The following is a 13,322-nucleotide window of genomic DNA, read 5'->3' as shown; positions in this document are numbered from 1 at the left end:
GTTATCGCGTAGAATATTTTCTATGAAGAACAAGATATTAATAAGCCTTAGCCTTTTTCTAGCAATACTATTAGTAGGAACACTCTTTTTATTCTCATTAGATACTTTCTATAAAACTACGTTCTTTCCAAAACTCACTATTGATGAAACCCTTAGTGATGAAAAATATATTACAGAACTAGGTATTGGAGAGCTTACTTCTCCAGAAAAACTTGGTTTAGCTGTAAAAACAATTCAATTTGAATCTTTTGATGGTACTAAGTTAGGCGCTTGGTTTATTCCTTCTAAAGATAGCTCGTCTAACCAGTGCATTATATTTTGCCACGACAGACACTCAAACAGATTAGAAGGCATGAAATTTTTGGATGCCTTTAAAAAAGCCGGTCTACTAGATAAATACAGTATATTACTTCCCGATTTAAGAAATTCTGGTGTTTCTGAAGATGCCAAAACTTTTATTGGTTACAAGTTTTCAGAAGATATTATTACTGGTGCTACAGTTGTAAAATCGCAATTTGGAATTAGCAACTTTGTATTCTTCGGCACAGGAATGGGGGCTACTGCTGCTGCCATTTCAATGAGGAGAGCAGATATGGTCAATCATCTTAACTCGATGGATATCCATGTAGAAGGTTTAATTCTAGATTCTCCAATTAGCAATGTAAAAACCTACATCACTAGAAATAATAAAGACATTTTTTATCCATTGGTTGCTGGTTCGCTTTTTCTTTTTAACAGAAATGTTGAAGGCTATATGGACTATATGAAACTCAGTTTTTTAATTAAAAAGACAGATTATCCGGTAATAATTTTGCAAAATATTGGAGATGAGACAACTCCTACAGATGTGCTTTTAGCTGAGTTGCAAGAAATACCAGATATTCAGTTGGAGTTATTCGATGGGGTGGAACACGCCGGAATGATACTACATCCGGGATATAAGAACCGATATATAGAATTGATTAAGACATTTTTAAAATAAGCTACTCATTCAAATCTCTCACAATTTTAAAAGTTACTCGCCTGTTATTGCTTCTTCCCTCTTCAGTATCATTACTTCTCACAGGTAAAGAACTTCCGAAACCTTCTGTAGCTAACCTCGCAGCATCTATGCTATTTCTAATTAAATAATCTTTTACGCTTCTAGCTCTTCTTTCTGACAAACTAATATTAAAAGATTTGTTTCCTATATTATCTGTATGGCCAGCAATTACCATTTTGTATGGCGGATTTTTTTTAAGCAAAGACACTATTTTCTCTAGTTCTTCATATGACTCAGGTTTCAGATTAGCATTACCTATATCAAACAATACATTTTTTAAAATCAAAATTTGATTTTCCACCACATCTGCAACCGATTCGAAGTACATTAACTCAGAGTTAATCTCTTTTTTAAATAAACTTTGTGTAAAAGTTGGCAAACCAAGTTGAGCAATTCCCTTTTCAAGAAAGACTGCATCATTAAGATAGTTACAAGCAAAACCAACACTATCTGGATACTCAATTGCACCTAAGTAAGGCTTGTTATAAATCGGGAAATAGATTTTACCATCAGGGGCTATTTGGAGTGCACCAATCCAAGTTTTATCTGGTGTGTTACCAACCTTTATTGCCGAAGCTATTATTTTTTCTTCTGAACCTGCTTGTAAATTATATTGGTAAACTTCTCCTGTTCCTGCAGCAGAAACATATAATAGCGAACCATCTGACGAAAACTCGATACCATAGTTATAAGAATCTTTTTTCAACCTTAATTTAATACAGTTGCTAAGTTTGCCTGTTTCATTATCAAAGTCGAAAATCTCGGTAAGATGCTCATTTTCTAATGCCAGTGCAATCTGAGTTCCATCTGGAGAGGCTTTCATATAACCTTGGGTGTTAGTTGTACTTCCTGTGTGAACAGAACCAACAATACTTTCAACCGGAGTATTAGCTACCCCTTCCTTATTAATCTTATAAGCAACAAATCTATCGTTTTGCCATTCGTGAGAAATCACCCAGATTGATTCATTATCTCTATGTTTTACGGCTGTAATTTTTTCTGTAACAGGTGTAGAAAGCAGATAGTTTTTGATAGTTACATCACCTAAACCACCAGAAAGTGCCATATCTACAATAGAATATCTAAATCCATTTATTTTGCCTTGTTGTGCAATTGTAAAAACATAATAGATGGTATTGTTGCCACCCGGTTTGGGAATAATAACTCCTGACTGAGTAGATGATGGATGCCCCATTAAACCATTACCATTTGGCATTATTTTATGCTCTCTATTCCATACAGAAACACCATTCGTATAGAATAAAAGGTTTCCATCTTTATCACTAATAGAAGCACATCCTTCTTCTGTATTTAATGCACTTTCATTAAGTATATGTAAACTATCTGCAGTGAATTTAATTCCTGCATGTTTACCAAAATACCAAAGGTTTGCTTCTGATTGTGCATATACCTTAAAACCTGTACACAAACTAATGAGTGAGGCAAGTAAAAGTTTTTTCATAGACAAAAAAGCCGCCTGAACATCAGAGTTTTATAAAAAAATCACTCCAATTCAACGAGTACTTAGGGGAATCATTACGGCTAAATCGTAATCAATTAAAGTAATTGTAAGTTTGTAGGGGAATTTTTACAGAAATTTTCGTTTAAAAAAGCAGATCAAAAGACTATATGTAAGTCTAAGTGGAAAATATAATATTTTTCTTAGTTAGTCAGAATATGTAATTACAAAAAAAAAACAACTACGAAATCTTTAATATTCCGAATAATATTCCTTTTTTTATTGCAATTTTGAGTACAAAACTTGAAATTGGAAGAATAAACACAAAATTCTATCAAAATGCCTGAAACAGAAAAAAGCAACCGTTTTTACGATTTTGTAAGAAATATCGAAACCAATATAAGTAAACTGGCTACTTTAGAAATCAAAACTATTGTGGGTGATTATCAGGTAGATCAGGAAGAAAATATACAGGTTAAAAAGGATGGAGAGTTTCAAATACTTCAAACCAGAATTAATCTGATTCAGGGAGATATGGTTACTAATATTAGTAGTGAACTAGTAACAGATAAATATGCCTGGTTAAGAGATTTTCACGCTAGAAAAGAAGAGCGTGGCCACGAGATAATCGATAATAATGTAAAAGCAATTGTTTCTTTATACGAGCTTTACAAAAAAACCAAAAGCGTTAACCTCAACGAAGAAAACATCGACGATGAGGATGCAGAAATTTGATTTTTTAATTTAGAACTGAAACCTTAATGTATGATTCGCACTGCTATTTTTTTATGTAATAACTACTAAAAGCAGCTTTTTAGAATCATACATTGATACCTATCAATTACCCGAATCCCTCAAATGAGAGACTATCTAAAAAATCTGGCAGCTGATCTGCTCACGCTGGAAGTTAATACAATTGTAAAGGAACAAACTACTTCCAGTAAAATGCCGGCTACTAAAAGAGTAGCCTTGTTAGAAATTGCCAGAGGTTACAGGGAATTACTCGTAGATTATGGGTTGGCACTTTTGGAAAAACCTGTGGAAACCCGTGAATATTATAAGACTGTAGAGTCAGGTAGATTTCCTGTGCTTTTCCAGTGGTTATACGGAGGGGAATATTCTTTTAAAGAAATCTATAATATTGCTGATGCTGGCTCTGAGTATTATGCCAAACTAGCAGAAAAGAGCAAAAACTTTGATCGCATGCAAGAGTACGAAGAGCGCTCTAAACTTTTGGTGCGTCTCGTAAAGCATAGCTCTAACCTTATTGGTATGTTTAAAATGAGAAGGAAAGATTATAGTGTTGGCGAAGATGTTTGGCCTGATCCTTCTCTTTTAGATGAAACTACTGGGCATTATCCCCCTCTAGACGATGCTAAAATGATTGAGTGGAACAATGATATTGACCTTTCTACTATCAACAAAGTTGATGATTTGGACTTAACACCAGACCAAGTTACACTTATTAGAAAAACTTGGGAAATTGGTACTCAAAGAATTTTAATGCAAACTGTAGTGCAAATTGATGGTGATATTACCAATTACTTAACTAATCAGTTTGTAAACCTCAGTCCAGAACTAAAAGCCATTGTACTCAACTTGCATAATGATGCAACAGAGTCTGGTGCCAGAATTTGGAATATGTTATTTAAAACAGTTTCTCAATTAGCTGGAACAGCTTTCAGAAAGATTTTTGAGAAGAAAAGCTAATCTTTATGAAAGAGAAGGTAATTGAATTTCTCAAAGAGCTTTTCACTAAAATTGTTCAGTTTCCAACCGAACTTTACAGGGCTTTTATTGCTCCCTATAGAGTTTACAAGTTTTTAAAATGCATGCTTAGAGAAGGTTTTTATGAAATAAAAACCGACTTTGAGTTCGAAGGAGTTGCTTATCAGTTTCGAACTCTTATTCAACCTGATGCAGATATTATTAATTATATTCCAGACATTCAGCTGCACACCCAAAAGCAATGGTTAGAGAAGTTTAAAGAAGAGTATAAAAACCATATGGGTAATATCGAATTCTTTATGCAGAGAGCATCGGAAAGTCATTTAGCTATAAGTAGAATAATTGATGCAGGATTAATAGGAACTAATATTTACCCTTTCTTAGATTTTATTGATAGTCTTACCTCGGTAGAAGCGGCATACAGTGCTGCTACAATTGCTTTAACTTTAGTTTTCAGAAAGTTTATTAAGCCTTTTATTGTACAAATTTCGCTCAAAGGAGTATTTAGAATAGCTAGATTATATTTCAAGAAAAAGCTATCTTAATTAGTAATTATAGCAAAGGTTGAATCTATCTGGCAAACATTAAAAAAACCTAATCCACCTCCTTCGATATTTGAAACAGGATTATCTGGTATTGCTTGAGCCGGACTACCAGAACCTACCAACAGCAATAAGCCATTGTAATAATTATAAGCATCTGAGGAAATAGAATAATTATAGACTTTGACGGTATCTCCAACTTCAACATCTTCTAAATTAATAGAGAACGGAAGTTCATAAGCCACACTCCTACCTTCAAAAGCTTCGTCATCATTTAAGATAATATCGTCGCTGCTAATAAACTCACTGTTGAGGTAAATCTCCCACATGTAGTAATTAATTTCATTGGGTGGGTCTGTAAAATGAATAATGGGATAATAACCATCATCAAATGAGGGGTTTTCTTCTCTTTTGCTAACTGTAATAGAATCTAGTAAAATGAAGGTAGGTAAAATGCCTTCAGCAGCATAAATATTATTTTCGACTTCCATCTCTAATCGATACTGCCCGCTTAATAAACTTGTGCTGATATCTTCAATTGGGACATATTTACCACTATCTAACTCTGTGTAATTTACAGACTCATTTGAATAAGTTAGAGTTACTTTAGCGCCACTTATCTTAGGTGTTGAGCCTTGCGCATTAAATGCAGAAGTTGTGCTAAGTATAACATAGTTCTTACTTTCAGTGTTACTTACGATTGCATCAATTACAACTACAGGATCAGCAGATATTAAATCGGGATTAACAATCTCTTCACAACTACAAAAAAGCAACAATAATAGTAAGTATCTTCTTTTTAACATATTATGCAATATCAGCCTTCCAAAAAACAGCTTTTTATCAATTCCAGTTTATTTCTAATACATTATATATGCGAAACCCAATCACAAACACTTCTTATATAATACCTTCACTCTGAATATCAATAAGTTAATGACTCAATAAGTGGGAAATAATTTTCAAGATTCATTAAATATTACAAGTGTGAATAATTGATAAAATTATTGTCAATCATTAATCTTTTAATTATTTTCAGCAAAGAAACTAATCTGACATCCATATAATTTTTTTAATATTCGATCTGTCATATTTCAGATTATAATTGTCCTTTTTACAGCATTTACTTTAACAAAATTCGACATTAAATTTCTTACAAATAGCTAATGGCTATGTGAGTAATTAGAAAACAATTTTAACTAAATGAAATAATAATTAATCTTGAATACAGCAACATTTCAATATTATTTTAAGAAGAGGTTTACAACTAAACTTTTTCACTTTTTAAGACAAGGTGTTACACCACACAAGTTGTCCTTAACAGTAGCTGTCGGTGTCTCTCTTGGATTAATGCCTGTATTCGGTGTTTCTACTTTACTTACGTTTATTTTTGCACTTTTACTCAGACTTAATCAAGCTGCCGCACAATTGGTTAATTATTTTATGTACCCGTTGTGGTTCATTTTATTTGTGCCTTACCTTTCTGCAGGAAATATACTCTTTGATATACCACCACTAAACATTCATGTTACTCAAGTTTTAGATATGTTTAAATCTGACTTTAGTGGTACTATGATGAGCTTAGGAATGGTTCATTTAAGAGCTATAATTGTTTGGGCTATCACTACACCCTTTATTGCAATTGCAGCTTATTATATTTCTTACATTTTCTTTAAGAAGTTTTACTTGAAAAAAGTAAAAGTAACATAAAAAAAGGAAGCCATTTTAAAATAGCTTCCTTCTCAATTGTATCTTAATTTAGATTACTCACCAGCATCTGGCATTGCATCTAATTTTTCTTTGATTTCATCAACTTTGTCTTGCTCTCCTAAGATCCAATAGATTCTTTGAAGAACTTCAAATGGCTGACGCTCAGAACTATCTAGAGCAACTACTTTTTCGAAAGCAGGAGCAGCTTCTCTAAAGAATACTTTAGATTCTTCTTCAAGTTCTTTTCCTTTATCGTCAGTATACTCACCATTCATGTTTTTGTATTCACCAGCTTCAGCGTATTTTTTATTACCTAAAGTGAAGAACATTGCACCCATGTTATAATATGCATCATAATACTCAGGATCCATTTCGATTGCTTTCTTATAGCTCTTTTTAGAATCTTCGTAATCACCTAATTTATCGTAAAGGATACCTAAGTTGAAATATAACTGCTTATCAGGATTTTCTTTAACAACTGTTTCTAGTTGGTCAATCGCTTCTTCTGTTTTATCTAATCTGATGTAAGCAGTAATAGAAGACATTTGAAGATCGCTATCATCTGGGAATAAAGCTAAACCTTCGTCTAGTACTTCCATAGCTTCTTCGTAAACTTTCATAGCAGCAGCAGAGTCAGCAGCATTTTCAGCTTCGCTTAACATTGATCCAGCTTGGTTTAATTTGAATGTACTAAGGATACCATGACCAGAATAATTAGTAGAATCAACTCTGAATTTCATATCCATTAATTTTCTAGAATATGTCTCGATTACATCAGCATCAGGACCTTCATCTAAGTTATAAGCAGCACTAATAACATTCATAATAGAGAATGTATCAGTCGGCTTAACTACTAGTGCATCTTCAAAATAGTTGATAGCACCTCTTAAATCGTCGTTATCGAAAGACTCAGCACCTTTTTGGTATAAGTCTGTGAAAAGTTGATTTTCAAGAAACTGACCATTGAAGTCCTGAGTTAAAGCTATATATTTTTCTTGAGGACCAAACGCTGTTACATAAGTGATAGAAGTTTCTTTCTCAAGCTCTTTTACTTTATCAAGAGATTTTTTCACTTCTTCTAAAGGATTATCAGAAAGAGCTTGGTAATCTGAGTTATCGCTAGTAGCGATTGCAGCATAAACTTTAGCTCTAGTTAACCAAACTTTACCTTTAGATAATTTTTTTTCATTTTTAGGCTCAGCGATATATCCATCGATATGTGCTTTTGCCAAATCTAATTCTCCACTTTGTAAAAAAGAATTAGCTTTACTTTCAGAAGGCTTACCGATATCTTGGCTAAATGCACCTAACTGAAGAAATAATAACAAGCTGAGTAAGGAAATTACAATTTTTTTCATACCTTAAAATTAATTTAATTACATGTTTTACTGCATTTAATAAAATTACAGGCTTGATCTACCCTAAAGATTACTAAAGCAGGAATTTCAGATTTATGTATTGCTAAAGATAATATTTAATACTCATATAAATCTTACATCTATACACAATACATTTCTTCAATAGCAAAAATAAAAAAATACTATTCTTAAATTAAAACTTTATTGTTGATTTTAGATAAATCATTAACTAATCTACATTTTCTTGATAAGTTCTTTTTTATTAATCCTCACAAAAACAACTTTTAAAGCCTTTGTGCTGTCAGTATTTATTTTAGTTAATGATGTAAGCGGTGTTGTATAAAGGAAGTAACTATCGTCTATTTCCTGAATATTATCGCTTAAAGAAGCTCCATTCTTAAAACTGTTTGTATATGCATCCCATATCATTCTTTCTTTATTATTAGAAATTAGCGAATCGTTACAAATCAAAATACAATCATTGATAATATCATCTTTGCTACTTTCTTTTATTAATGAAGAATTACATGAAACTGTTTGAAATTTTTTCTCACTTAAATATTTATTACCAAAATCATAGGCCGCCTGAGTAATTTGCGAATCAGTAAAATGTTTGATTTTATGACTATCAATTTCGCTTTTTACTTTTTCTACATCCATATCTGATTTTATATCCACCTTACACGATGTAATTAGCAAAGTAATAAAGAGTCCTGTTGTACCTATAATTGTTAGCTTTCTCATCTCTTAAATAATTAGCATATGCAAAAAAAAGTTCTTTTTGCCCTTATCTTAAGTGATTATAGAACACAAAACCACATTTAGAAAATAAGCAAAAATTTATATGCTATCTTTATATTTTTATAATTATCTTAATTGCATCAAACAAAATTAAATTTCTACTCTTAATCTTGTTAGTGCAAAATTAGTTTAAAATATAGTAAAATACCCAATAATTTATTCTATCAATAGTACTATGGACTTATTTTTCAGAGAAGTTGGTCAAGGCTCACCAGTTATTATTTTACACGGATTATTTGGCTCTTCTGACAATTGGGCAAGCATTGCAAAAACTATTTCTAACCACTATAAAGTTTATACAGTTGATCAGCGAAATCACGGTCAGTCTCAAAATACTGATGCTTTTGATTATAACACTATGGCTGATGATTTATATGAATTTATACAAGCTCAAAATATTGATAAGCCCTCTATTGTAGGGCATTCTATGGGTGGTAAAGTGGCTATGACTTTTGCATTAAAATACCCTGAGATTGTAAATAAATTAGTAATTGTGGATATTGGTCCCAAAGCTTACCCTCCTCACCATCAAAAAATATTGGCAGGATTAAACGCTGTTAACCTTAAAGAAATTAATAGTAGAAAAGATGCAGATTCAATTCTAGCTAAGTATGAACCTACACTTGGTGTAAGACAATTCTTGCTAAAAAATCTTTACAGAAATGATGAAGGCGATTTTGATTGGAGAATAAACGTTCCAGTAATTACTAAAAAAATTACGAATGTGGGTATTGAAATTAAATCGCAAGAGCCTTATTCGAATCCTGTGTTATTTATTAGAGGAGCGAACTCTCATTATATACAAGAAGAGGATTACAGTGAAATTCGAGAAATTTTTCCAAGGGCTCAGATAAGAACAATCAATAATGCTGGACATTGGGTACACGCCGAAGATCCTAAAACTTTTGTTCAGTATCTATACGATTTCATATAGATTAGCCTCAACAATTGGCTAATTGCCTACAAGCATAAAATAATCAATATTGAGTAAATACGTTGTTTTTTTAATAAAAGCAAAATCGTATTTTTATGCAAGTAAAGTGGGCATCTATAGCCTTTATTCGATATACATTTTTTTATATCTCTGGGATTTTGTGTTATAACATTCTTTATAGCAAAATCCCTTTTTTAGACTACCTCACTGTAATATCTTTATTACTTTATTTTCTTTTAATCCTGTTTCTAAATAAAGCTAACAAGAGAAATCACCTTTATCTGTTTTCTGGGTTAGCATTCACATTTTTATTTGTAGCAGGATATTTAAATTCAAAAATTAATAATGGCTTACCCAATACTGAAAAAGTAATAGCAGATAAAAAAATATCAGCTTATACAGCTAAGGTAGTTTCTACTGCTAAAGAAAAAGACAAGGGGAATATTTATCAAATAGAACTTAAGTCAATTAAAACAATAGATGGTTGGCAAAAGGTAGAAGGTAAGGCAAATATCTTTCTTCCTTTCAAAGATTCTCTACCTCAGTTTAATGATATGTTATTGCTGAAAAGCTATCCTAAGGCGGTTTCTCCTCCTCTCAATCCTTATGAGTTTGACTATAAAAGATTTCTTCACCTACAACAGATTTATTTTCAAGATTATATAGATAGAGAAAACATCGTAATACTCAATAGTAATAAAGACTTCAGTTTACTGGGGTTTGCTTATAAATTGCGACATTACTTTAAAGAATGCTTTTATAAATATATTGGAGAAGGTGAAGAACTTGCAATTGCTTTAGCACTTGTTTTAGGTATTAAAGATCAATTAGACTTTGAGCTACAACAAGCTTATGCTGGTGTGGGCGCTATGCATGTTTTGGCTGTTTCAGGACTACATGTAGGTATTATCTATCAATTATTAAGTGTATTCTTATTTTTTTTCAAAAATAAGAGAAAAGGCAAATGGCTTTTTGGCATCTGTTTAGCCACTTTTTTATGGTTTTATGCTGCTATTACTGGATTTTCACCTTCTGTTGTAAGAGCTACAACAATGTTTACATTGGTATTAATTGCCGATGTTATTAATAGAAAATCAAGTATTTACAACACTTTAGCTATTTCAGCCTTGTGCATGTTGATAATTAATCCTTATTATTTTTTTCAGGTTGGTTTTCAACTTTCCTACATTGCAGTTTTTGGTATCGTTTATCTTTATCCTAAAATATATAATCTTATAAAGAGGTCTCTAAACTACCCTATCGACAAGTTGTGGCAAATCTCTGCCGTTTCTATTGCCGCTCAAATTGCAACATTTCCTGTTAGCCTTTACTACTTCCATCAATTTCCTGTATATTTTCTTGTTGTAAACCCTGTTGTTATTATCGTTGCAACACTCGTAGTCTGGTTGGGTATTTTTTTACCTTTATTTTCCATTACAATTACTCCTCTAGCAATTTTAACTGGTAAAATAATCGAAGTATTAATTTCTGGGATGAATGAAGCTATATACTTCGTAAACACTTTTCCTTTTTCTCAAACTACACCACTGGCACCCGATATTTTTGAAGTAATCCTTATCTACATTATTCTTTATCTAGTAATTCAATTCTTATTTAAAAGAAGTATCTCATATTTAAAATTAGCAACCCTCTCCATAGTGATTCTGAGTAGTTCTGCGGTACATCATGAAACAATCAATTCAAATAGCAACAAAGTCACTGTACATCAAATAAATAAACATACTTGCTTAAGTATTATCTATAACAAAATGGCCTACATTATCACAGATTCAGTATTGTTTAATGATAAAGCTAAAATAGATTATCACCTCAAAGAATACCTTTTACACAATGGAATAAACAACTATCAACTATATAAGCTTGGCAAGCTTGAATCTTTTCCATTTCCCTATAAGGAGAATATCAATAACTTAATATTCGCTATAAATGGTAAAAGTATATGTCTTGTGAGCAATCAAGAGGATATGTTAAACTTTCCTACTAGTGATTTATTAGTTATAAATAATAATGCTGTGAGTAATATTAGACAATTTGAAGACGTGAAAAATAAGCTCTGTGTGTTCGATGGATCGAATTCAAGTTATAAAACTAATTCATTATTAAATCAGCTAAAAAAAAGTAATTATTCTATAAAATTTACAAGAAATAATGGCGCTTTTATAATGAACTTATAATTTAATGATTCTTAATTTTTAATATTAAATCTGAGGTCTAATTAGAAAATTGTAATACATTTACAATGTGTAAAGATTAGATTTTAATTAGTTCTTTTCCATTTTCAATTACACTCAATTGTTCACGAAAAGAAAAAAGCACATTTTTTAAACTAAATTATTATATCTTGACGCTCATCAAATCAATTTCTGGAATTAGGGGTACTATAGGGGGAAAACCAGGAGAAAACCTTTCACCATTAGATGTTGTAAAATACGCCGCCGCTTATGCCTATTGGATAAAAAGCGAGAATGAGAATGCAAAAGTGGTTATTGGAAGAGATGCCAGAATCTCTGGTGAGATGATAGCCGACCTTGTAAAGTCCACTTTAATAGGCATGGGTTGCGATATTATTGATTTAGGCTTATCTACAACTCCTACTGTAGAAGTTATGGTAACAGAAGAAAAAGCAGCTGGAGGAATTATTATTACAGCTAGCCATAACCCTGCTCAATGGAATGCACTAAAATTATTGAATAATAAAGGCGAGTTTATTTCTGATGAAATAGGTCGATCAATTCTTGAAATTGCAGATAAAAACGAGTTTGATTTTGCTACAATCAATCATTTAGGAAATATCAGATTCAAAGACGATGCAATTGAAGAACATATTGAAATGATTACAAAATTACCTTTGGTTGATGTAGATGCAATTAAAAGTAAAAACTTCAATGTAATTATTGATTGTGTAAACTCAACTGGAGGAATAGCCTTACCTAAATTGCTTAGCACTTTAGGTGTTGAAAATGTGACCGAACTTTACTGTGAACCAAATGGAAAGTTCCCACATAATCCTGAACCACTGCCAGAAAATATTACTGAGATTTGCAGTAAAATAGAAAATGGCAATTTTCATTTGGGGATAGTTGTAGACCCTGATGTAGATAGGCTCATGTTTATTTGTGAAGACGGAACTCCTTTTGGTGAAGAATATACTTTAGTCTCTATTGCCGATTATGTTTTACAACATAAAAAAGGAAGTACTGTATCGAATTTATCTTCTACCAGAGCATTAAAAGATGTTACATTAAACAATGAATGCAAGCATTTTGAAGCTGCCGTGGGTGAAGTAAATGTGGTTAACAAAATGAAAGAGGTAGGTGCTGTAATTGGCGGAGAAGGCAATGGAGGTGTTATTTACCCAGATTTACATTACGGTAGAGATGCATTAGTGGGAATTGCTTTATTCTTAAGCCACTTAGCAAAGTTTGCTGGTTCAGCTAAAATGTTAAGAAGAACATATCCAGATTACACTATTTCTAAAAATAAAATAGAGTTAAACCCAACAATTGATGTTGATAAAATTTTAGCTGAAATACAGGCTAGATATCAAAATAATGAGATTAATACAATAGACGGAGTAAAAATATACTTTGATAAAGAATGGGTGCAATTAAGGAAATCTAACACAGAGCCCATTATTAGAATCTATGCAGAAGCAGATTCTCCTTCGAAAGCAGATAACCTAGCGAAGAAAATAATCTCAGATATTAAAGAAATTTTATAATTAATA

Annotated in this window: 12 protein-coding genes; 8 read left to right on the top strand and 4 right to left on the bottom strand. The window is 31.9% G+C overall.

Features of this window, described 5'->3' with window-relative positions; all coding sequences use genetic code 11:
* Positions 1–22: 22 nt before the first annotated feature.
* Positions 23–982 carry an alpha/beta hydrolase family protein gene (locus OQ292_RS13885; RefSeq protein WP_284682737.1) on the top strand — a complete coding sequence of 320 codons (960 nt, stop codon included), beginning with the start codon at positions 23–25 and terminating at the stop codon, positions 980–982.
* Between the two features lies 1 nt (position 983).
* Here the strand turns inward: OQ292_RS13885 and OQ292_RS13880 are convergent, their stop codons facing one another.
* Positions 984–2,504 carry an OmpA family protein gene (locus tag OQ292_RS13880; protein WP_284682736.1) on the bottom strand — a complete coding sequence of 507 codons (1,521 nt, stop codon included), beginning with the start codon at positions 2,502–2,504 and terminating at the stop codon, positions 984–986.
* Between the two features lie 336 nt (positions 2,505–2,840).
* Here OQ292_RS13880 and OQ292_RS13875 point away from each other — a divergent pair, with 336 nt between their 5' ends.
* From OQ292_RS13875 to OQ292_RS13865, 3 genes are all read left to right on the top strand, one after another.
* Complete coding sequence (locus tag OQ292_RS13875; protein WP_284682735.1) at positions 2,841–3,236, top strand: hypothetical protein; 396 nt, start codon at positions 2,841–2,843, stop codon at positions 3,234–3,236.
* Between the two features lie 123 nt (positions 3,237–3,359).
* Positions 3,360–4,211 (top strand): hypothetical protein, encoded by an 852-nt coding sequence (locus tag OQ292_RS13870; protein ID WP_284682734.1) that lies wholly within the window; start codon positions 3,360–3,362, stop codon positions 4,209–4,211.
* Between the two features lie 5 nt (positions 4,212–4,216).
* Positions 4,217–4,774, top strand: a complete 558-nt coding sequence (locus tag OQ292_RS13865; RefSeq protein WP_284682733.1) for a hypothetical protein — start codon at positions 4,217–4,219, stop codon at positions 4,772–4,774.
* Here OQ292_RS13865 and OQ292_RS13860 read toward each other — a convergent pair.
* Positions 4,771–5,577, bottom strand: a complete 807-nt coding sequence (locus OQ292_RS13860; RefSeq protein ID WP_284682732.1) for a DUF4249 domain-containing protein — start codon at positions 5,575–5,577, stop codon at positions 4,771–4,773. The genes OQ292_RS13865 and OQ292_RS13860 overlap by 4 nt on opposite strands.
* A 415-nt stretch (positions 5,578–5,992) precedes the next feature.
* On the opposite strand from OQ292_RS13860, the gene OQ292_RS13855 reads away from it, so the two are divergent.
* Positions 5,993–6,481 (top strand): DUF2062 domain-containing protein, encoded by a 489-nt coding sequence (locus OQ292_RS13855; protein ID WP_284682731.1) that lies wholly within the window; start codon positions 5,993–5,995, stop codon positions 6,479–6,481.
* 53 nt (positions 6,482–6,534) lie between these two features.
* On the opposite strand, the gene OQ292_RS13850 is transcribed toward OQ292_RS13855, so the two are convergent.
* Both OQ292_RS13850 and OQ292_RS13845 read right to left on the bottom strand, forming a co-directional pair.
* Complete coding sequence (locus tag OQ292_RS13850; protein WP_284682730.1) at positions 6,535–7,839, bottom strand: tetratricopeptide repeat protein; 1,305 nt, start codon at positions 7,837–7,839, stop codon at positions 6,535–6,537.
* Positions 7,840–8,073: 234 nt separating this feature from the next.
* A complete protein-coding gene (locus OQ292_RS13845; RefSeq protein ID WP_284682729.1) occupies positions 8,074–8,583 on the bottom strand; it encodes a hypothetical protein in 510 nt (169 codons plus the stop codon).
* A gap of 232 nt (positions 8,584–8,815) precedes the next feature.
* Here OQ292_RS13845 and OQ292_RS13840 point away from each other — a divergent pair, with 232 nt between their 5' ends.
* The 3 genes from OQ292_RS13840 (at position 8,816) to glmM (ending at position 13,316) form a co-directional block, all read left to right on the top strand.
* Positions 8,816–9,574: an alpha/beta fold hydrolase gene (locus tag OQ292_RS13840; RefSeq protein ID WP_284682728.1), complete on the top strand. Its 759-nt coding sequence runs from the start codon at positions 8,816–8,818 to the stop codon at positions 9,572–9,574.
* Between the two features lie 95 nt (positions 9,575–9,669).
* Entirely contained in the window at positions 9,670–11,769 is a 2,100-nt protein-coding gene (locus OQ292_RS13835; RefSeq protein WP_284682727.1) for a ComEC/Rec2 family competence protein, read from the top strand.
* A gap of 167 nt (positions 11,770–11,936) precedes the next feature.
* Positions 11,937–13,316, top strand: coding sequence for a phosphoglucosamine mutase (gene glmM / locus OQ292_RS13830; protein WP_284682726.1), 1,380 nt, complete (start codon positions 11,937–11,939; stop codon positions 13,314–13,316).
* Positions 13,317–13,322 lie beyond the last annotated feature (6 nt).

It is taken from the genome of Chondrinema litorale (assembly GCF_026250525.1).
GTDB classification, from domain to species: Bacteria; Bacteroidota; Bacteroidia; order Cytophagales; family Flammeovirgaceae; genus Chondrinema; species Chondrinema litorale.
This window is presented reverse-complemented; position numbering and strand designations above follow the sequence as displayed.

Excerpts from the sequence above, each read along its gene's own strand:
- OQ292_RS13840 (WP_284682728.1), top strand. The coding sequence starts at position 8,816 with ATGGACTTATTTTTCAGAGAAGTTGGTCAAGGCTCACCAGTTATTATT.
- OQ292_RS13880 (WP_284682736.1), bottom strand. The coding sequence starts at position 2,504 with ATGAAAAAACTTTTACTTGCCTCACTCATTAGTTTGTGTACAGGTTTT.
- OQ292_RS13875 (WP_284682735.1), top strand. The coding sequence starts at position 2,841 with ATGCCTGAAACAGAAAAAAGCAACCGTTTTTACGATTTTGTAAGAAAT.
- OQ292_RS13860 (WP_284682732.1), bottom strand. The coding sequence starts at position 5,577 with ATGTTAAAAAGAAGATACTTACTATTATTGTTGCTTTTTTGTAGTTGT.
- OQ292_RS13885 (WP_284682737.1), top strand. The coding sequence starts at position 23 with ATGAAGAACAAGATATTAATAAGCCTTAGCCTTTTTCTAGCAATACTA.
- OQ292_RS13850 (WP_284682730.1), bottom strand. The coding sequence starts at position 7,839 with ATGAAAAAAATTGTAATTTCCTTACTCAGCTTGTTATTATTTCTTCAG.
- OQ292_RS13865 (WP_284682733.1), top strand. The coding sequence starts at position 4,217 with ATGAAAGAGAAGGTAATTGAATTTCTCAAAGAGCTTTTCACTAAAATT.
- OQ292_RS13870 (WP_284682734.1), top strand. The coding sequence starts at position 3,360 with ATGAGAGACTATCTAAAAAATCTGGCAGCTGATCTGCTCACGCTGGAA.
- OQ292_RS13845 (WP_284682729.1), bottom strand. The coding sequence starts at position 8,583 with ATGAGAAAGCTAACAATTATAGGTACAACAGGACTCTTTATTACTTTG.
- OQ292_RS13835 (WP_284682727.1), top strand. The coding sequence starts at position 9,670 with ATGCAAGTAAAGTGGGCATCTATAGCCTTTATTCGATATACATTTTTT.